Source organism: Ruthenibacterium sp., from assembly GCF_017421385.1.
Taxonomy (GTDB): Bacteria; Bacillota; Clostridia; order Oscillospirales; family Ruminococcaceae; genus Ruthenibacterium; species Ruthenibacterium lactatiformans.
Window position 1 is genome coordinate 1 of the sequence record NZ_JAFOIN010000060.1, and the last position, 19,501, is coordinate 19,501.

General features: G+C 59.0%; 20 protein-coding genes and 1 other annotated feature. Of the genes, 15 read left to right on the forward strand and 5 right to left on the reverse strand.

Annotation, left to right across the window (positions count from 1 at the left end):
• The 9 genes from IIY41_RS06235 to IIY41_RS06270 all read left to right on the forward strand — a co-directional run.
• Positions 1–1,242: PASTA domain-containing protein (locus IIY41_RS06235; protein WP_287400154.1), on the forward strand; the 1,242-nt coding region annotated here is incomplete at its 5' end.
• An 18-nt stretch (positions 1,243–1,260) separates the two neighbouring features.
• Entirely contained in the window at positions 1,261–2,133 is an 873-nt protein-coding gene (rsgA, locus tag IIY41_RS06240) for a ribosome small subunit-dependent GTPase A (protein WP_009325455.1), read from the forward strand.
• A gap of 53 nt (positions 2,134–2,186) precedes the next feature.
• The gene (locus IIY41_RS06245) at positions 2,187–2,819 is read left to right on the forward strand and encodes a thiamine diphosphokinase (protein ID WP_069971836.1); all 633 of its coding nucleotides are present in this window, start codon (positions 2,187–2,189) and stop codon (positions 2,817–2,819) included.
• A gap of 90 nt (positions 2,820–2,909) precedes the next feature.
• Complete coding sequence (spoVM, locus tag IIY41_RS14085) at positions 2,910–2,987, forward strand: stage V sporulation protein SpoVM (protein WP_353806302.1); 78 nt, start codon at positions 2,910–2,912, stop codon at positions 2,985–2,987.
• 183 nt (positions 2,988–3,170) lie between these two features.
• Positions 3,171–4,691: a DUF3794 domain-containing protein gene (locus IIY41_RS06250; protein WP_050006224.1), complete on the forward strand. Its 1,521-nt coding sequence runs from the start codon at positions 3,171–3,173 to the stop codon at positions 4,689–4,691.
• 19 nt (positions 4,692–4,710) lie between these two features.
• Positions 4,711–6,186 (forward strand): stage IV sporulation protein A, encoded by a 1,476-nt coding sequence (spoIVA, locus tag IIY41_RS06255; protein ID WP_058723708.1) that lies wholly within the window; start codon positions 4,711–4,713, stop codon positions 6,184–6,186.
• 234 nt (positions 6,187–6,420) lie between these two features.
• The gene (locus tag IIY41_RS06260) at positions 6,421–8,292 is read left to right on the forward strand and encodes a polysaccharide biosynthesis protein (protein WP_287400155.1); all 1,872 of its coding nucleotides are present in this window, start codon (positions 6,421–6,423) and stop codon (positions 8,290–8,292) included.
• A gap of 12 nt (positions 8,293–8,304) precedes the next feature.
• Positions 8,305–8,901, forward strand: a complete 597-nt coding sequence (locus tag IIY41_RS06265) for a sugar transferase (RefSeq protein WP_050006221.1) — start codon at positions 8,305–8,307, stop codon at positions 8,899–8,901.
• A 115-nt stretch (positions 8,902–9,016) separates the two neighbouring features.
• Positions 9,017–9,267: a binding site (T-box leader), on the forward strand.
• Positions 9,268–9,351: 84 nt separating this feature from the next.
• Positions 9,352–11,094: a proline--tRNA ligase gene (locus IIY41_RS06270; RefSeq protein WP_205488605.1), complete on the forward strand. Its 1,743-nt coding sequence runs from the start codon at positions 9,352–9,354 to the stop codon at positions 11,092–11,094.
• Positions 11,095–11,194: 100 nt separating this feature from the next.
• Here the strand turns inward: IIY41_RS06270 and IIY41_RS06275 are convergent, their stop codons facing one another.
• The 4 genes from IIY41_RS06275 to IIY41_RS06290 form a co-directional block, all read right to left on the reverse strand.
• The gene (locus IIY41_RS06275; protein WP_009325476.1) at positions 11,195–11,668 is read right to left on the reverse strand and encodes a hypothetical protein; all 474 of its coding nucleotides are present in this window, start codon (positions 11,666–11,668) and stop codon (positions 11,195–11,197) included.
• Complete coding sequence (locus IIY41_RS06280) at positions 11,655–11,885, reverse strand: helix-turn-helix transcriptional regulator (protein WP_009325479.1); 231 nt, start codon at positions 11,883–11,885, stop codon at positions 11,655–11,657. The genes IIY41_RS06275 and IIY41_RS06280 overlap by 14 nt, the downstream gene beginning before the upstream one ends.
• A gap of 203 nt (positions 11,886–12,088) precedes the next feature.
• Entirely contained in the window at positions 12,089–12,679 is a 591-nt protein-coding gene (locus IIY41_RS06285; protein WP_009325480.1) for a DUF4364 family protein, read from the reverse strand.
• Between the two features lie 150 nt (positions 12,680–12,829).
• Entirely contained in the window at positions 12,830–13,738 is a 909-nt protein-coding gene (locus IIY41_RS06290) for a S1 RNA-binding domain-containing protein (protein ID WP_117473472.1), read from the reverse strand.
• A gap of 224 nt (positions 13,739–13,962) precedes the next feature.
• Between IIY41_RS06290 and IIY41_RS06295 the strand changes: the two genes are divergently transcribed.
• The 6 genes from IIY41_RS06295 to IIY41_RS06320 all read left to right on the forward strand — a co-directional run bounded on the left by IIY41_RS06295 (position 13,963) and on the right by IIY41_RS06320 (position 18,929).
• Positions 13,963–14,154: a DUF951 domain-containing protein gene (locus IIY41_RS06295; RefSeq protein ID WP_040910461.1), complete on the forward strand. Its 192-nt coding sequence runs from the start codon at positions 13,963–13,965 to the stop codon at positions 14,152–14,154.
• A 70-nt stretch (positions 14,155–14,224) separates the two neighbouring features.
• Entirely contained in the window at positions 14,225–15,301 is a 1,077-nt protein-coding gene (prfA, locus tag IIY41_RS06300; protein ID WP_050006240.1) for a peptide chain release factor 1, read from the forward strand.
• A gap of 3 nt (positions 15,302–15,304) precedes the next feature.
• A complete protein-coding gene (locus tag IIY41_RS06305) occupies positions 15,305–16,324 on the forward strand; it encodes an L-threonylcarbamoyladenylate synthase (protein WP_050006217.1) in 1,020 nt (339 codons plus the stop codon).
• 3 nt (positions 16,325–16,327) lie between these two features.
• Positions 16,328–16,951 (forward strand): dephospho-CoA kinase, encoded by a 624-nt coding sequence (coaE, locus tag IIY41_RS06310; RefSeq protein ID WP_117473471.1) that lies wholly within the window; start codon positions 16,328–16,330, stop codon positions 16,949–16,951.
• Complete coding sequence (locus IIY41_RS06315; RefSeq protein WP_009325493.1) at positions 16,929–17,522, forward strand: lytic transglycosylase domain-containing protein; 594 nt, start codon at positions 16,929–16,931, stop codon at positions 17,520–17,522. Before coaE ends, IIY41_RS06315 begins: the two co-directional genes overlap by 23 nt.
• A 3-nt stretch (positions 17,523–17,525) precedes the next feature.
• Positions 17,526–18,929, forward strand: coding sequence for an aminopeptidase (locus tag IIY41_RS06320; protein ID WP_117473470.1), 1,404 nt, complete (start codon positions 17,526–17,528; stop codon positions 18,927–18,929).
• A 269-nt stretch (positions 18,930–19,198) separates the two neighbouring features.
• Here the strand turns inward: IIY41_RS06320 and IIY41_RS06325 are convergent.
• On the reverse strand, positions 19,199–19,501 hold a 303-nt coding region (locus tag IIY41_RS06325), incomplete at its 5' end, for a hypothetical protein (protein ID WP_287400156.1).

Here is a 19,501-nt window from a genome sequence, read left to right on the forward strand (position 1 = left end):
CCGGAAATTGAAGAGGGAGCGGACGTACAGGCCGGGGAGGCTTCCGAAGGCAAAGAGAATGCCGCGCCGGCGGAACAGGTCCCCGTCGCTTCGGAGGATGCGGAGGACGCCGGAAAGGCGGACGCAGATGCCGGTGGAGAGTTGGAGCTGCCGGACGAGCCGGAAGGGCTTCCGGAGCTTTCCGCCGCACCGGAGGCCGCATATCATGCGCAGCCGGCCGCCGAGCAGAAAGCTGTGCCGCATCAAAAGGCACGCAAACAGAAGAGACGGCATTACGCACTGTTTTATATTTCGCTCTTGACACTGGCGGTGGTGATATGCTCCGCCGTTTCGATCTACTGGATGTTCAGCACTTCCGAAAACGGCCTGTTTGACGTGAAAGAAGATGTGGAACTGCCGAACCTGATCGGTACGCGCTGGACAGACGTGAAAGACGACGCGGCGTACAGCGGCTTTGTACTGGAAAAAGAAGAAGTATTTGACGATGAGGCGCCGGTGGGAGAGATCGTGGACCAGAATCCCCGTGCGCCGCGCCAGGTGAAAGAGGGATCCCGCATTGTGGCAAAAGTGAGCAAGGGCGTTGAAATGGTGACCGTTCCGGAACTTGCGGGCTGGAACAAAGATACCGCCCGGGAAAAGTTGCGTGCGCTGAACCTGACGCTGCTCATCAAGCCCGAAGAGACCACGGATGTTCCGGTGGACTGCGTTGTGCGCACAGACCCTGCCGCGGGCAGTGTGGTCAAGGCAGGCACCACGGTGACGCTGTATATCCGCCGTGACAGCACAGAGGTGTCTTATGTTACCGTCCCTGCCTGTATCGGTTCTACGTCGGAACAGCAGGCGAGCCTCCGCCTGACGCAGCGCGGCCTGGCAATGCGGGTCATGACGGTAGAGGATGCGTCTCCGGCAGGCACGGTGATCGCTCAATCTCCGAACGCGGGTGCTATGGTGATGCGCGGTACGGTGGTAACGGTCACCGTTTCATCCGGTCCGCCGCCCGTGGTGGCACCGCCTCCGGCACCTCCTGAATCGGAATCCGATTCGGAGGAATCGTCGAGTTCCAGCTCGCCGCCGCCGTCATCCGGTTCGGAAACGCCGCCGTCAAGTTCAACGCCGCCGTCCTCCAGCTCAGAGACATCGGCATCCAGCTCAACGGAGCCGCCGCATTCCGGCTCGGAGCAGCCGCCTGTGACTTCCGGCCCAACGGCGCCGCCGGTACCGTCCGACGGGACACTGCCGTAACGGCGCGAGGTGCTGCGGATGTTTGACAACTATATCGTAAAGGGCATCGGCGGGTTTTATTATGTGAAGACGGGCGGTTCGCTTGTGGAATGCAAGCCGAAAGGAATCTTCCGCAAAAAGCGCATCACGCCGGTGGCGGGAGATATCGTCCGTCTGGAAACGGACGGAGGCGCGCCCGTCATCGCGGATATCCTGCCGCGTAAAAATGTGTTCGTCCGGCCCCCTGTGGCAAATGTAGATCAGTTTTTCATTGTGGTGAGCACGGTGCAGCCGGTGCCTAGTACGCTGGTCATCGACAAGCTGTCCGCCATTGCGGTGGATAAGGGGGCACAGCCTGTGCTTGTCATTACAAAAACAGATCTCCAGGACGCGCAGCCGTTGGCTGCCTGTTATGCCCATTCGGATATTCCCGTGCTGTGTGTGAACGCCGGGACAGGCGAGGGGCTGGACGCGGTGCGCGCCCGGCTTGACGGCAGGCTGAGCGTGTTCTGCGGCAACTCCGGGGTGGGCAAATCCACATTGCTCAGCGCCCTGCTGCCCGGGCACGAGCTGGAAACAGGAGAAATCAGCCAGAAGCTGGGCCGCGGCCGCCATACCACCCGTGAGGTGGTGCTTTACGAAAGCTGCGGCGGCCTTGTGGCCGACACACCGGGCTTTGCCAGCTTGGAGATGGAGCGGGCCGCGTACATTCCGAAAGAAAACCTGCAGTTTGCGTTTCCCGAGGTGGAGCGCTACTTCGGCCAATGTAAATTCACAGGCTGTTCTCACACCGTGGAAAAGGGCTGCGCTGTGCGCGCGGCGCTGGAAGCGGGAGAGATCGACAAAACGCGTTATGAAAGCTATGTGACGTTGTACAACGAGGCGAAAGAAGTCAAGGAGTGGCAGATGTGATCTGCCGCTCCTTTCCTGTGTGCAGCACGCAGATGGAAAGGAAGAAAGCAGGCATGAAATGTGTGATCTTTGCAGGCCTGCCGGCGGCGCCGGAGCTGCACGGCTGGTGGGCGGACGCAGACTATGTCATTGCCGCCGACGCGGGCTATGAAAATGCCTGCCGCGTTGGTGTGGAGCCGGATCTTCTGTTGGGCGATTACGACAGTGCGCCGCGTCCGGAGGCCGGTGCAAAGACGGTGTTCCTCCCGGCGGAAAAGGATGATACCGATACCTATTACGCCGCCCGCAAGGCGCTGGAGCTGGGCGCGACGGATGTCGTTATCGTGGGCGGTTTGGGAGGCGCGCGGCTGGACCATACGCTGGCCAACCTGCAAACGCTGGTGTTTTTGGCAAAAAACGGAGTGTGTGCGACGCTGGCGGATACGGACAATGAGGTGACCGCCCTTTTGCCGGGCACACACCGCATCCAGGCGCGGCCGGGGTGGTATTTCTCCATTTTCAGCGCCGGGGAGCAGGCGCCTGGTGTTACGCTGGAGGGGCTGAAATATCCGCTGCACGATTATACGCTCACACATGCGTTCCCCATCGGCGTGAGCAACGAGTTCGCCGCCGAAACGGCAACGCTCCGGTTTTCCGCGGGCATGATCTATCTGGTGCTCTCGCGAAAGGAGCCGCCGCGCGGGTAACATTTTTCCCCTGTTTTGTATATAGTAATGCAGGGGAGTTCGGGTGCGCCCGCACCCGCGCCCAAATGCGGGGGAAAGCGAGGTGCCGAGATGCAAGTTGTGGTATGGAAAAGCCCGAAGTGCCTGTCCGGTATTTTGAGGGCGATCTTCAAGATCAAAAAAAACTGAACCCCATGCAGGCGCGCCTCCGGAAAACGGGTGGCGCGCGGGATGAAAACGCCCGGTGGGCAGCCGCGGAAAAGCGCATGCTTTCCGCTGTGCCGCGCACCGGGCGATTTTGTTTTTTTCGCATACATCGCCGCACCGCTTCATATAGATGAGTTAGAACAGCGAAAGGGGCGACGAGGCCGTATGGAATTAAAGGTGTACAAAGATACCGTCACCGCGGCGGAAAGCATCTGCGATACAAAACTGGAACTCCCGGTGGAGACCGAAATGCTCATCCCGGACTACCTGCCGCAGGTGTTCAAGATCGTCAAGTGCTTTGTTTATCTTGTGGTGCTGCAAAAGCAGGTCACGGCGGGCAGGCTCACGGTAGACGGTTATTTGCGGTGCGTGGTATATTACCAGTCCGAAGGGGACGAAAGTCTGTGTCAGGCGGAACAAAAGCTGCCGTTCACAAAACAGGTGGATGTGAAGCCGGGAAGCTGGGGCCCGGCGACCGTGCTTGTCTCGGGAGAGACGGAGTATGTGAACTGCCGGGCGGTCAACCAGCGACGCGTGGACGTCCGGGGCGCGTTCGCTCTGTCCATCGAGGCTGTGGCCGAGGCACAAGGGGAGGTAATTACCGCGCTGGCCGGCGGCGGCATCCAGCAGCGCACAACGTCGCTCACGGGCAGCAAGACGGTGGGATCGCAGGAAAAACTTATCACGGCTGAGGAAAGCATTGCGTTTGACGCGCCTCCGGAGATGGTGCTCAGTACCCAGTGCACCGGCGCAGTGAACGAGGTAAAGCTCGTTTCCGGAAAGGCGGTGCTCAAAGGCGAGATCCGCGCGGAGGTGGTATACCGCACGGCTCCTGGCCACACACTGGTACACACCACGCGGCAGATACCTTTCAATGAGATACTGGATGTGGAGGGCGCGGCCGAGGACTGCCAGTGTTTTGCAGTGGTGCAGCCCACAGGCTGCACCATCACGGGAGGCTCCGGTGAGGATGAGGGTGAGAACACCATCTCCGCCACGGCGGCGCTGTACGTCAAGGTGTACCGCCCGGTGGAATACATGGCGGTAAGCGACGCGTTTTCCACCGAAAGCGAGACCGTGCTCACGCAGCAGCAGGTGGCGCTGGAGGAGGTTGCCGACGTGTTCACCCAGCAGGTGGAGGCTGTCACCACAGGCCAACTGCCGGACGAGAACGCGCGCATCATTGATGTGATGGCGACGCCGCTGCCTATGGAGGTCATCGAACAGGACGGCGAGGCGGTGCTGCGCGGCCGTGTGATGGCGCATCTGCTGTGCATCAATGCGCTGGAAGAGATAGACTGCTACGACAAGGTGTGTGAATATACGCTGCCGCGCCGTTATCCGCGGCCTGCGGCGGACGTGATCGCCCAGTGCTATCCGTCGGTGGGCAGCGTTTCGGCCCGCAAGGTGGGGGACGATACCAGCGCGGCTATTGTTTTGACGGTGCGGGGCATCGTCAGCTTCCGCTCCACACAGACGGTGCTGGCCGACGTGCAGTGCACGTCGCCGCTGGTGCGGGACGACGGGGATATCGCTCTGCGCATCTATTTTGCACAGGCAGGCGAGGATATGTTCGATATCGCAAAGCGGTATGCGGCTTCGCCGGAGGCTATTGCGGCCGCGAACGATACCGGCTCGGGCATCCTGGAAGCGCCGCAGCGCCTGCTGATACCGTCGGCTACTTGAGGAGAGGGGAGAAAACAGGATGGATCATTGCAATCTTTATACAGACATCGCCACTCGTACGGGCGGCGACATCTACATCGGCGTCGTCGGGCCGGTGCGCACGGGTAAAAGCACTTTCATCAAACGCTTTATGGAACTGATGGTGCTGCCTGAGATCCAGAGCGAGGCGTTCAGCCAGCGGGCGCGCGACGAACTGCCGCAATCCGCCGCCGGGCGAACCATCATGACGACCGAGCCGAAATTCGTGCCCGAACAGGCGGTCTCCATCGACCTTGAGGACGGCGCCTCCTTCCGCACACGTCTCATCGACTGCGTGGGCTACATGGTGCCCGGCGCCATGGGTCACGAGGAAAATGAAAAGCCCCGCATGGTGAAAAGCCCCTGGTTCGACGAAGAGGTCCCTTTCGATGTAGCGGCGGAAACCGGCACGAGAAAGGTCATCTGTGAGCATTCCACCATCGGCCTTGTCGTCACCACGGACGGTTCCATCAGCGATATCTCCCGCAGCGGCTACGAGAAGGCCGAGGAGCGCGTCATCGAAGAATTGGAAGCCATCCAGAAGCCGTTTATCATTCTGCTCAACTGCGTCGCGCCGGAGTCGCTGGAGAGCATGACTCTAGCCGAGGAGCTGAGCAAAAAATACGGCCGTACCGTCATGCCCGTGAGCTGTGTGGAGCTGACGGAGGAGACCATCACCGAGATCCTCAAGAACGTGCTGTTTGAGTTCCCGCTCAAGGAGATCGCGTTTTCGATGCCCAAATGGGTCACGATGCTGGATCACGGACATTGGTTGCAGGAGGCTGTATATACAGCGGTACAGGAGTTTGCGGCGGGCGCCAGCGTGATGAAGGACATCGCATCCTCGCCGCGGACCGTGGAGTGTCCATATGTCAAGACCAGCAAGATGAAGTTCATAGACCTGGGCACGGGCTGCGCCACTATGGCGCTGGAGCTGCAGGACGATATCTTTTACAAAGTGTTGGGAGAGACAACGGGGCTTGAGATATGCGACGAAGCAAGCCTCATGCCGTGCATCATCAATCTGGCGCGCATCAAAACGCAGTACGAAAAGATCAAAAGCGCTCTGGACGAGGTGAACGCCACGGGCTATGGCATTGTGATGCCGGGCATCGACGAGCTGACGCTGGAAGAGCCGGAGATCGTCCATCAGGGCGGACGATACGGCGTACGCCTGCGGGCCAGCGCGCCGTCCATCAATATGATACGGACCGAGATATCCACAGAGGTCGCGCCCATCGTGGGCAGCGAACGCCAGTCGGAAGAGCTTGTCAAGAGCCTGCTTGCTGATTTCGAGGAGGACCCGGGCAAGATATGGCAGAGCAATATCTTCGGCAAGAGCCTGCATGAGCTTGTCAACGAGGGGCTGCAGAACAAGCTGCTGCATATGCCCTCCGAAGCGCGCACACGCCTGCAGGAGACCATTGAGCGCGTTATCAACGAAGGCTGTTCGGGGCTTATCTGCATTATTTTATAATATTTTCCACGGGGCCGCGCCGGATATGGCGCGGCCCCTTCCGGCGTTTGCGGCGCGCATTTTATGCCAACATTGATTATTGAGAGAAAATGGTGTAAAATAGGAAAGAATCAAGCGGCGCGGAGGCTGTTTCCGCGCGCCGCCCCGCACAGGGCCGTCCGGACGCCGCGCTTTGCAGGCGTACCACCGGGCCTGCAAAAGGGCAGGATGTAAATAAAGATTGGTGATGAAATTTTGCTGAGCCATATTTCCGCCTTTGCACAGCGGTTCCGAAAGCAGATATTGATCGCGTTCGACGTCGTTGTGGTGACGGTGTCGTATATGCTGCCATGGGCGCTCATCGCGGGGCGTACCTCGTTTTCCGAATACAACAGCCTGCTGATCTCCAGCTGCTTTTTCTTTGTATGCTGCTATGAGATCGTCTACGGCCTGATGGGCATGTATGACAGCCTGTGGCGCTATGCCGAGATCGTGGAGTTCTTCCGCCTGTGTGTGGCGTCGGCCGTCGCGGTGTCGATTTTTGTCGTGGTGACGCTGCTGCTGTGGTGGGAGGAACGGGGGGTGCCACGGTCCGTTTATGCGCTCAGCGCACTGTTTGCCTCGTCGCTGACGCTGTACTCGCGCCTGACGTACCGCATGTACCGGAACACAACGCTGAAAAAGCGGGCAAGGGCCAACCGCCGCACGCTGCTCATCGGCGCGGGCGACGCGGCCAGCACGCTGCTGCACGAGTTTGCAAAAAACAAATCCCCTGAAATGAACATCATCTGCTGCGTGGACGACGCCCCGGAAAAGGTGGGGCGTTCCATCATGGGCATTGAGATCATGGGAACTACGGAGGATATCCCGGAGCTTGTGGAGCGCTGCGAGATCGAGACCATCCTGTTCGCCATCCCAACGGTGGATGACGAAAACAAGCGGCGCATCCTGAGCATCTGCAACAAGACAAAGTGCAACGTGCGCATCCTGCCGGATATCGTACAGCTCATCGCCAACGGCGGGAAGGACGTGCTTTCGCGCGTGCGGGACGTGCGTGTGGAGGACGTGCTGGGACGTGAGCAGATTGAATTAACAGACCTGACGAACACCCTTGTCTCCGGTAAGGTCGTGATGGTGACGGGCGGCGGCGGTTCCATCGGTTCGGAGCTGTGCCGCCAGATCGCGGCCTGCGGGCCAAAGCGGCTCATCATTGTGGATATTTATGAAAACAGCGCCTATTCCGTCCAGCAGGAGCTGAAGCGCCGCTACGGCAGTGCGCTCAAGCTGGATGTATGCATCGCCTCTGTGCGCGATTCCAAAAAGGTGGACCGCCTGTTCGCGCGCTATCAGCCGGACGTGGTGTTCCATGCAGCGGCGCATAAACATGTGCCGTTGATGGAGGACGCGCCGGAGGAGGCCGTCAAAAACAACGTGTTCGGCACCTACAATGTGGCGCTTTCGGCGGACAAATACGGTGTGGGGCGTTTTGTTCTCATCTCGACGGACAAGGCGGTGAATCCCACCAACGTGATGGGTGCGACAAAACGCCTGTGCGAGATGATCGTCCAGGCGCTGGCGCAGAAAAGCAAAACCAAATTTGTAGCGGTGCGCTTCGGCAATGTGCTTGGTTCCAACGGCTCGGTTCTGCCGCTGTTCAAAGAGCAGATCGCGGCGGGCGGGCCGGTCACCGTTACACACCCGGACATCGTGCGCTATTTTATGACGATCCCCGAGGCGGTGCGTCTTGTTCTGGAAGCCGGGGCCATGGGCAACGGCGGAGATATTTTCGTGCTGGATATGGGCAACCCTGTCAAAATTCTGGATCTGGCTGAAAACCTCATCAAGCTGTCGGGCTTCATCCCGTACCGCGATATCGAAATCAAGTTCACAGGCCTTCGCCCCGGCGAAAAGCTGTATGAGGAGCTGCTGATGGATGAGGAAGGCCTGCGCCAGACAGATAATAAGAAGATTTTTGTCGGTGCGCCGCTCAAGCTCAATAAAGATACCTTTTTCGACCATCTGGCCACGCTTAAGCAGATCGCTTACAGCAACAACAGCGACAACCTGGTGCAGGCGCTGATCGATCTGGTGCCGACGTTCCATCATGCGGAAAATAACTACGACTAAGGAGCGCAGCCGATGTATAAAAGCGTTGTGAAACGTGTGTTGGATTTTTTGCTGGCACTGGCGGGCACCATCGTGCTTTCGCCGCTGCTGTTGGTGTTGGCGGCGTGGGTCAAGCTGGATTCCAAGGGACCTGTCTTTTTCCGCCAGAAAAGGGTGGGCCGCGACAAGCGTCTGTTCAGCATTCTTAAATTTCGTTCCATGTATGCCGATACGCCTCATGATGTGCCCACGCATCTGCTGCAGAACCCGGAGGCGATGATCACGCGCAGCGGGCGCTTTTTGCGGCGAACCAGTTTGGATGAACTGCCGCAGCTGTTCAATATCCTGGCCGGGCAGATGAGCGTCGTCGGGCCGCGTCCGGCGCTTTGGAATCAGGCAGACCTGATTGCAGAGCGGGATAAATACGGGGCAAACGCGCTGGTGCCCGGCCTGACAGGTTACGCGCAGGTGAATGGCCGGGACGAGCTGCCCATTCCTGTCAAGGCGGAACTGGACGGTTATTATGCGGCACATGTAAACTTTGTGCTGGATATGAAGATTTTTTTCAAGACCATTTTCAATGTGCTTGCGGGCCGCGGCGTGGTAGAAGGCGGTACGCAGGGCAAATAGGCTTGACGCGCGGCCCGCGGTGTGATAATCTGATAGAAACAGCCGCAGAAGCGATGGCCTGCGCTTCCGTTCCTTTATGGCTTTGCGCAGCGCAGCGGCGGTAAATTGAATCAGCAAGATGGCGATGACAAGGAAACAGTAGGCGCGGCTGGATGGCGCAGAGAGAGGATGGCTGGTGAGAATCCTCCCGGAAGGCCCGCGGAACCCCTCCTTGAGCCGCGCAGCGAACGGGCCTGTCCTCATTAAGCTGTGCCGGTCCCCCACCGTTACCCGGGGAACGCATCCGGCGTTTTGCGCCGTGTGCGGCGGAGCGCGGGATATTTCCCGAACTCAGGTGGTACCACGGACATTCTGTTCGCCCTGAGCCGACTGTTAACCAGCCGGCCCGGGGCGTTTTTTGCAGTATGCGGGAACCGTCCGGCCCGGCCGAACACAAAGGAGGAGCCGAATATGAAGCTGGACAAATTGGTGGGGGAACGTTTTCGGGAACGGCCTGCGGGCTGTGTCATCGAAAGCCACGCGCTGATGGTGCGCGGCGGTTACATGAAAGGCATCGCAAACGGTATCTTTTCCCAGTATCCGCCCTTGCGCCGCGTCACCCGCAAGCTGGAGCAGATCATCCGCGAAGAGATGGATGCGATTGAAGGACAGGAGGTGTCCATGCCTGTGGTGCTGCCCGGCGCGCTGTGGGAGGAATCGGGCCGATATGTGAGCGTGGGAAGCGAGCTGCTGCGTTTCCAAGACCGCACAGGCACTCCCATGGTGTTGGGCATGACACACGAGGAAGCCGCTGTGCAGCTCGTGCGGGAATACGGCCGGACGGCTGCGCGGTATCCCTTTATGATCTATCAGATTCAGACCAAGTTCCGCGATGAGGCCCGTCCCCGCGGCGGCCTCATCCGTGTGCGGGAATTCACGATGAAGGACGCATATTCTTTTCATACTTCCCAGCAGGACCTGGAACGTTATTACGCGCGCTGCCACCGCGCCTACGAGCGCATTTTTGCCCGGGCAGGCCTGCCGGAGGTGGTTTCCGTTGCATCGGATTCCGGCATGATGGGCGGCAGCCTTTCCCATGAATTCATGCTGTTGACGCCCGCCGGGGAGGATTCCGTGGCGGTGTGCGGCGCCTGCGGCTACCGTGCCAATGTGGAGGCTGCGGCCTGTGTGGCGCACAATGAGCCGCCCGCAGTTTTGCAGCCGCTGCAGACGGTGGAAACGCCGGACGCGCACACCATTGAGGCGTTGTGCGCCTTTTTGCATGTCATACCCGCGCAGTGCTGCAAGGCTGTGGTATACCAAAAGGAGACGGATGGCAGCTATGTGGTGTTGTTTTTGCGGGGCGACCTGGAGGCGAACCAGACCAAGCTGACCAATTATCTGGGCTGCGATGTCCGGCCGGCGGCTATTACGCCGGAAAGTGGCCTTTGCGCGGGCTTTATCGGTCCGGTGGGGCTGTGCGGCGGGATGACGGTGCTGTATGACACATCCCTGCAGGGCACGGGCAATCTCGTCTGCGGGGCAAACCGGCAGGGATTCCACAGTACGGGCCTGCAGCTTGAACGGGACTGCGGAACGGTGGAATATCACGATTTTGCCAAGCTGCCGGACGGCGGTGTGTGTCCGGTGTGCGGCAGGCCTGCCATTCGGGTGTCCCGCGGCGTAGAGGTGGGCAATATCTTTCAGCTGGGCGCCAAGTATACACAGGCCATGGGCATGCGTTATGTTGATGCGGACGGTACGGAAAAAACGCCTGTAATGGGGTGCTACGGCATCGGCGTGGGCCGCTTGGCCGCATGCGTGTGCGAGGTCCGGCACGACGACCACGGCCCCGTCTGGCCGCTGGCCATCGCACCCTGGCAGGTGCATCTGTGCTGCCTGCGGGCGGATGACGCCGGAACAAAAGCGGCGGCGAATGCATTGTACGCATCGCTGCAGAAAAACGGTGTAGAGGTGCTGTACGATGACCGCACCGTGAGCGCCGGCGTGATGTTTGCAGACGCGGACCTGCTGGGCATACCCGTGCGCGTGATCGTCAGCCCGCGCAACTGCGCAGAAGGCTGTTTTGAACTCGCCGCAAGGGATAAGACGGTAAAGGAGAAAGCACCCCTTGCAAAAGCCGTGCAGGCTGTGCAGGCGCTGCTGCGCCGCCTTGAGGACGAGGCGGCCGCACAGGTGCCGCCCAGGCTTTAAAACAGCGGCTCGGACTGTGGAAATAAAGAACAGCCGAAAAAACAAAACCCAGCGGCACGTTTCCGGATTCGGAAGCGTGCCGCCGGGTTTACCAGGATCATCAGAGCGGGCGTTCACCGCCCTGACGGCTGTAAAACCAGTACGCCGCAGCTTTCAGAAGGATGGCGGCGGCCAGCACGGAAAATGCCGTGTAAAAAGCCGCCATGTCGAACATCGACGCGGTGAGCGTGACAAAGAGCAGGATGGCGAGCAGGATATCCGCCACAATGCCGCCGCTTTTGTCGTGCAGATACTGGTTGCGTTCGTCCAGTTCCGTTTTCATCTGCTGCTGCAGAAGCTGCCTGCTTCGCAGCAGCTGTTTGTTTTTGCAAATACGTCCGATGACATAGCCCAGCCCGCCGAAGAACACGATGCGGCTGAATTTGTCGGCAAGCGGCGTCATCATGCGCGAGTCTCCGCCGCCAAGCTCCGCGATAAGCACCATGTACACGAGCATTCCGGTAAGCAGCAGCCAAAGAGCGCGGATGCGCCATTGAATTTTCCGGGTATAGGTCAAATGTTTACAGGTTTTCATACACAGCGTCCTCCATGCTCTTGTTTTCCGCAAGACAGCACAATTCCTCCACGGTCACGCCGAACACCAGTGCCAGCCGGTATGCCAACATCAGCGAGGGGCTGTATTGTTCTTTTTCGATGGAGATGATCGTCCGGCTGGAAACATGCGTCCGGTCGGCAAGCTGCTGCTGCGTAAGCCCTGCGGCGGTGCGCAGCTCTTTCAGTTTTGTTTTCATGCGTTCCTCCGGATGTGAAGCTTACTTCTTATGAAGTCGACTTCATATTAACAGGCCGGAACGGTTTTGTCAATAGGGGAAGGAGGAACAGGAGGAAAAGCTGCGGGCGGCTTGGGAATATAGGGCTGTCAAAGGACATGCTTTTGTTCCGCGGCAAAAACCGGCGGGAGTTTTCCCGCCGGTTTTTGCCTGTGCCGCACGGCTCAAAGATTCGTGCTCTTTTTCAGAAGTTCCGCAACCAGCGCGTCGTTGCTCGTCAGCGCAGCCAGCATCAGCTTATAGATGCCGTCTCCGTTTTCAATAAACTGCGCGCGGGCCAGTTTGGCCGTCAGCTTATCCGGAACGTAAAGGGAGAAGGAGAACACGTCGCTCTCCATATCGCGGATGCTGCATTGCACATTGTAACCCGTTCCGGAGGCCGCGGGCGTGATCTGAGCGTGATGCTGGGCCTCTTTGCGTGCAAACTGCTGCGCGGCCAGAGTGGCGCGCACGGCCGCGTCCCGTACGCTGCGGGGCACGTCGTCGGCCAGCGCTTCAGCGATGTCCGCGCCTGCGGGCAGAATGGTATAACGCCCGTTTTCCTCGCGCACGAAGCCCTGTTCCAGCAGATCCGAAAGATTGCTGGCAAGCTCAAAATAATTCACAAGCTCTTCGCCAAGCAGCGCGGTCTCCAGCTCTCCCTGGGAGAGGGGCGTGCCCGCGTGCTGAATCAGATAGCACAGCAGGATGCGTATTTCGGTGGATGTAGTGAGCCCGCCCGGCTTTACGCCGGCGGTAAAAGCGTTTCCCGCCATGGTGTCCCTCCCGGTGATATCCTTTGTGCAAGGATGCGATACTTTATTTTAATCATACCGCGCCGGGGCCGAAAAGTAAAGCGAAAGACGGCGGATAAGGCGAGGAAAAACAACGCCGCGGCAGTGAGGCAGCACTGCGCGGCAAGGCTTTCAGCCATCGAATATCGTTTCTATCACGCGGGCCGCGCCCGGCACGGAGTATATCCACCGCCCGATATGTCCGGCGTGCAGGCGGTATTCCAGCGGAAAGGCGAAGGTCTCGTCCCGCATAGCATGCAGCACCACCAGCTTGATTTTCATTTTTTCGGGAATGATGCTTTTGATATATACGCTCACCAGTTGGCCGCAGTCAAGCCCCGGAGCGGCCTCGGCCAGCCCCGCGAGATTTGGGGCGAGTTCTACGAACACACCGTAGGGCTCCACGCTGCGCACCAGGCCGACCACTGTTTCACCGGCGGCAAAGGCGGCGGCGTTTTCCAGCCAGGTGCCCAGCAGCTCTTTCATCGTCAGCACAATACGCCCTTCGGTGTCCCGGCTTTTTACGGCACACAGGATATCCTGGCCTTCGTGCACACGGTCGGCCGGGCTTTGAATACGGGACACGGACATACAGTCGATGGGAAGAAGTGCCGGGACCCCGCAGCCGATGTCGCAAAAGGCACCGAAGCTCTCCAGATGCGTCACCCGGCAGGGCAGGATGTCGCCGGGCAGAAGCAGGTCGAGATACTCGGCTTTGCAGCGCTGCTGCGCCTGTGTGCGTGAGAGCAGCGCCACAGGCGCGGCCCCCTGTTCGTCGATCTCCATGACCGTAAAGCACGCGGGCCTTCCCACGCGTGTGATCAGCGCGATGTCGCGCACCGCGCCTTCGCGCACACCGTCGGCGCATTCCTCGTAGGGCATTATGGCTTCGATCTCGCCCAGCCGGAAATGCAGACGCTTTTCGCTGTCGAAGGAGAGCGCACGGCTCTCCAGGATGTCGCCCGCAGTCATGGCGCGGCGCAGGGCGTCCAGAGTGTAGCTTGTGGGGAAGCGCTGTGCTCCCTCAGCACGATATTCCATGTTTCCAACCGTCCTTCATGCTTCCATTCGCGCGCCGGGCAAAGGGCCGTCCCGCGGGCAGAGTGTTTGGGACGGCCGGAAAGGGGCGCACTGGTAAAATATATGTGAACACAAGCGGGAATATTTGCTAAACGGGACGGTTTGATATATAATATTTAAGCACTCGGCATTCCCCAAAAATGGGCGGCCGGCGCATGGAAGTTATCTTGACGGGAGAAAACAGCATGGACGTTCAGGTGGGCGACAGCATCATCACAAAAAAACCGCATCCCTGCGGCAACAGCACTTTCGCTGTGCTGCGCGTGGGAATGGATTTCCGTATCCGCTGTACCAAATGCGGACGGGAGGTCATGGTGCCGCGCAGCAAAATTGAAAAAAACATCAAAAAAGTGGTGCGCGAGGCTTTGCCGCTCTAGCCGCGCTTTCCTTTGCCGTACAAAAGCAGTTTTGAAACAGCGATAAGAGGAGAGCGTTTTTATTATGGATATGATTACACAGCTCAGGGCTGTGCGCAACCGTTATGACGAGATCAACAATCAATTGCAGGACCCCACCGTCATCAACAACAACGAGCTGTACCGCAGCCTGATGAAAGACTATAAAAACCTGACGCCCATCGTGGAGGCCTACGACGCTTATGATGCGGCAAAAGGCGCCTTTGACGAAGCAAAGGAAATGTTGGACGAAGGTGGGCTGGACGCTGAATTCAAAGAGCTCGCGCAGGCTGAATATGAAGAAAACAAGGAAAAAATGGCGTTTCTGGAGGAACGGCTTAAGATCCTGCTGCTGCCCAAGGATGAAAATGATGACCGGAGCGTCATTGTGGAGATCCGAGGCGGCGCGGGCGGCGAAGAAGCCGCCCTGTTTGCGCACAGTCTGTTCCGCATGTATACGATGTATGCCGAAACGCGAGGCTGGAAATATGAGGTGCTGAACGCCAACGAGACAGAGCTGGGCGGTATGAAGGAAGTGAGCTTCTCCATCGAGGGAGAGGGGGCGTACAGCCGCCTTAAATTTGAAAGCGGCGTGCACCGCGTACAGCGCGTGCCGGAGACAGAGACACAGGGCCGCGTACACACCTCTACCGTAACTGTAGCCGTAATGCCCGAAGCCGAGGAGGTCGAGATCGACATCAACCCGGCTGACCTGAAGATCGACACGTTTCGTTCCTCGGGCGCGGGCGGCCAGCACATCAATAAAACTTCATCAGCGATCCGCGTCACGCATCTGCCCACGGGGATGGTCGTGGAATGTCAGGACGAGCGAAGCCAGTACAAGAATAAGGACAAGGCGCTCAAGGTGCTGCGCAGCCGTCTGCTGGCGCAAAAACAGGCCGAGCACGATTCTAAAATTGCGGCGGAACGCCGCAGCCAGGTGGGCACGGGAGACCGTTCCGAGCGTATCCGCACCTATAACTATCCTCAGGGCCGTTTGACAGACCACCGCATCGGCCTTACGCTCTACAAGCTGGATACGATCCTGAACGGCGTGCTTGATGAGGTCGTCGATGCGTTGGTAACGGCCGATCAGGCTGAAAAGCTGAAGGCTTCCACGGAGGAATGAATTTTGCATACCTGTTTGAAACAAGCCGGCGCGGCGTCTGTCGCTGAGGCCGCGCGCCTTTTGCGGGCGGGCGAGGTGGTGGGCATTCCCACCGAGACCGTGTACGGCCTTGCGGCCAACGCCCTTTCGGACGAGGCGGTGCCGAAAATATTCGCGGCCAAAGGCCGTCCACAGGATAATCCCCTCATTTCCCATATCGCATCTCTGGACATGCTGCCTATGGTGGTGCGCGAAGTGCCGGGCGCCGCTTACCGGCTGGCGGAGGCGTTTTGGCCCGGCCCGCTGACGCTCATACTGCCCCGCAGCAAAACGGTGGCGGACTCCGTGTGCGCAGGGCTGGATACGGCGTCTGTGCGTATGCCCAGCCATCCGGTGGCGCTGGCGGTCATCCGCGCAGCGGGCGTGCCGCTGGCGGCCCCCTCGGCAAACCTTTCCGGCAGCCCAAGCCCCACAACAGCGGCAGACGTGCTGGCGGATATGGAGGGCAAGATTCCTTTGATCCTGGACGGCGGCGCGTGCAGCGTGGGGGTGGAGTCTACGGTGATCTCTCTGGCAGGAGCACAGCCGGTGCTGCTGCGTCCGGGTTATATCACCAAAGAGCAGCTGGAAGATGCAATGGGCTGTGCTGTGGCGCTTTCGGACGCAGTGCTGCACAAATTGAAAGACGGGGAAAGCGCGGCTTCTCCCGGCATGAAGTATAAGCACTACGCGCCCAAGGCGGACGTAACCATCCTAAAAGGCAGCTTTGATGCATATAAAGAATATATGAAATCGCACTGCGCGGATGGTGTATATGCATTGTGCTTTACAGGGGAGGAACCGGCGTTGCCGTGCCCCTGCGTGACATACGGGCGCGCAGACAAGCCGGACGAGCAGGCGCACGCGCTGTTTTCAGCCCTGCGTGAACTGGATGCACGCGGTGCAAAAACGGTGTTTGCCCGCTGCCCGGCGCAGGAGGGCGTGGCTATGGCTGTCTACAACCGTTTGCTGCGCGCGGCGGCGTTCCGTGTGGTGGAGGTGTAGGCTGTGAAGGTGATTGCCATTACAGGGCGCTCCGGCTCCGGAAAAAGCACGGTTTCGGCCTATTATGGGTCTTTGGGATATCCTGTACTGGATGCGGACCGGACAGCACGTGAGGTGACGCGTCCCGGCGGGCCTTGCCTTGCACAGTTGTGCGATGCATTCGGTTCGGACATCCTTCTGCCGGACGGCACGCTGGACCGGGGCTGCCTGGCGGCCCGGGCCTTTGCCACACCGGAGGGCACGCGGCGGCTGACGGATATCACACATCCCGCCATTATCCGGGAATTGCTGGACGGCGTGGCTGCGGCACAAAGCACGGGCGTTCCGTTCGTGTTTGTGGACGGTGCGGTCATCGTGGGAGAGGCATTCGAGCAATACTGCGATGCGATCATCGTCGTTACCGCGCCCGAGCGGGAAGCTATTTCCCGTATCGTGCTGCGGGACGGCATTTCCAAGCAGGCGGCGCGTATGCGCCTTGCGGCACAGACGCCGGAGGACGTACTGCGTGCTGCGGCAGATTATATCATAGCGAATACGGGAGACGGGCGGCATCTGCGCGCGGCGGCGCAGGCGGTGCTGGAACGTCTGCTCGCAAAGGAGACGAATGGAACAAAAGAAAAAACATAACCGGAATATCTATATCGTGCTGGCTGTCGTGCTGTGCCTGGCGGGTGTTTTTTTCGTAAAGGACGCGGTGCGCGCCGTGGAGGAAATGGCATATCCGCGCACCTATGCCGCGCTGGTGCAGCAGTATGCCGCAGAGTACGGAGTGGACGAGAATAAGGTGTATGCCATCATCCGTACTGAAAGCGGCTTCAAGCCGGAGGCGGAATCCAAGGTGGGGGCACGGGGGCTGATGCAGATCACAGACGAGACGTTCCTGTGGATCAAATCCAAGATCGCGCCCGGCGAGGAGATTACTTTCGACGATCTGTTCGACCCGGCGGTGAACATCCGCTTCGGCACATATCTGCTTGCGACCTGCCTTGCACGCTATGACGGGGATTTTTCCACTGCGGCGGCGGCGTACCACAGCGGCATGGGGCTTGTGGACAGTCTGCTGCAGAAGGCGGAATATTCTGCGGATGGAAAAACTCTTACGGCATTTCCCTATGAGCAGATGAACCTGTACGTGCATAAGGTCAATAAAAATTATCAAAAATATCTCGCGCTTTATGCGCAGGATGAAGGAGTGTAAACAATGGAAGAAAAAAAGAGCCTGGGCAAGGAATTGCAGGAAAAACTGACGTTCACACAGCCGCATATTGCGGATGAACAGCCGGACGCGGTTGCGGAGGCCGAGCGCTTCTGTGTGGACTACAAGGCGTTTCTGGACGCGGCCAAGACTGAGCGGGAGGCGGCTGCCGAGGTGGAACGCCGTGCGCTGGCGGCGGGCTATCGGCCGATGCAGCGCACGGGCGTTACATATAAAGCCGGTGACAAGGTTTTTTACAACAACCGCGGCAAGGCCATGCTTCTGGCTACGCTGGGCAAGCGCCCGCTGGACGAGGGCGTGCGTTTGATGGTAGCGCACATTGATTCCCCGCGTCTTGACCTCAAACCGAATCCTTTGTACGAGGACAGCGACATCGCGCTGTTCAAGACGCATTATTACGGTGGGATTCGCAAATACCAGTGGGGAGCCACGCCGCTGTCCCTGCACGGTGTAGTGTACCGCAAGGACGGCACCAAGGTGGAAGTCCGCCTGGGCGAGGAAGCGGGAGACCCTGTGTTTTGCGTGACGGACCTGCTGCCTCACCTGGGCGCAGAGCAGAATAAACGCACGCTGGCGGACGGTCTGCGGGGCGAGGAGCTGAATATCGTGGTCGGCTCGCTGCCTTATGCGGACAAAGAACTGAAAGAGCGCGTCAAGCTGTATACGCTGACGCTCCTGAACGAGAAATACGGCATCACCGAACGTGATTTTACCCGCGCGGAGCTGGAGGCCGTTCCGGCCGTCAAGGCGTCGGATGTGGGCTTTGACCGCAGTATGATCGGCGCGTACGGCCACGATGACCGCGTGTGCGCCTATACCGCGCTGCAGGCGGAACTGGGGGTGAAGGAACCGGAATACACTACGGTATGCATTCTGGCAGACAAGGAAGAAGTGGGCTCCGACGGCCCCACCGGCCTTGTGAGCGATTTTGTGTTCCATTTCCTGGGTTATCTTGCGGACGCACAGGGCGCAAACTATAAACTGATGCTCCAAAATGCAAAATGCCTGTCTGCGGATGTGAACGCGGCGTTCGACCCCACGTTCCCGGACGTGCTGGAGAAACGCAATGCCTCGTACCTGAACCGTGGTGTGGTGGTGACAAAATACACCGGTTCCCGCGGCAAATACGGCACCAATGACGCTTCCGCGGAAATGATGGCCTATGTAACAGACATTCTGGACCGGGCGGATGTGCTGTGGCAGACCGGCGAGCTTGGCAAGGTGGATTTCGGCGGCGGCGGAACCGTGGCCCAATATGTGGCGAACCGCGACATCGACGTGGTAGACATCGGCGTGCCGGTGCTTTCCATGCATTCGCCCTTTGAACTTGTCTCCAAGCTGGATGTATATATGACTTACAGAGCGTTCTCCGCCTTTGCAAACGCGTAGCGGCGAGATAAAAGCGGGACCTTCTTTTGGGAAGGTCCCGCTTTTTGCAGTGTGTTTCATTTTAGCTCCCAGTCTGCGACGTGCGGCCGCAGTTCTGTCTTGTGCCGGCCAGGAGCCGTCCGCGCGCATCCGTTCATCGGGAGCGCCTTGCCGGCGCTCCCTCAGCCCGGCGATAAGGTCCGCGCCGGCAATGGTCCGCATGCGGTGTGCTATGATGAGAACGGCTTGTTTTGTACAGAGAGGGAGAGGGTGCGGCCGAAACAGCGGATTCATTTTCCGCGTTCAGGCTGACAGCGGCTTCCTCCGGCAGGATGGGAAGACCGTTCCGCTTTTTCAAAAAGATGATGCTGGAAAAGAAAAAGGAGAAATGGTATACTTAAAAGCATGAACCGTTTGAAAGACGGTGAGATTCGATAGAAATGTGAAGGAGAAAAGGTTGAAACATTGTAATCTGAGTACCATTCCGAAAAAGGACGCAAAAAACCAAGCCCCCATAAGCGGGCGAAATTCAAGCTATGCTTAAATCCTATGTAACTGTAGGTGCCGTTACCAAATAACCTTGTCTCTGAAGG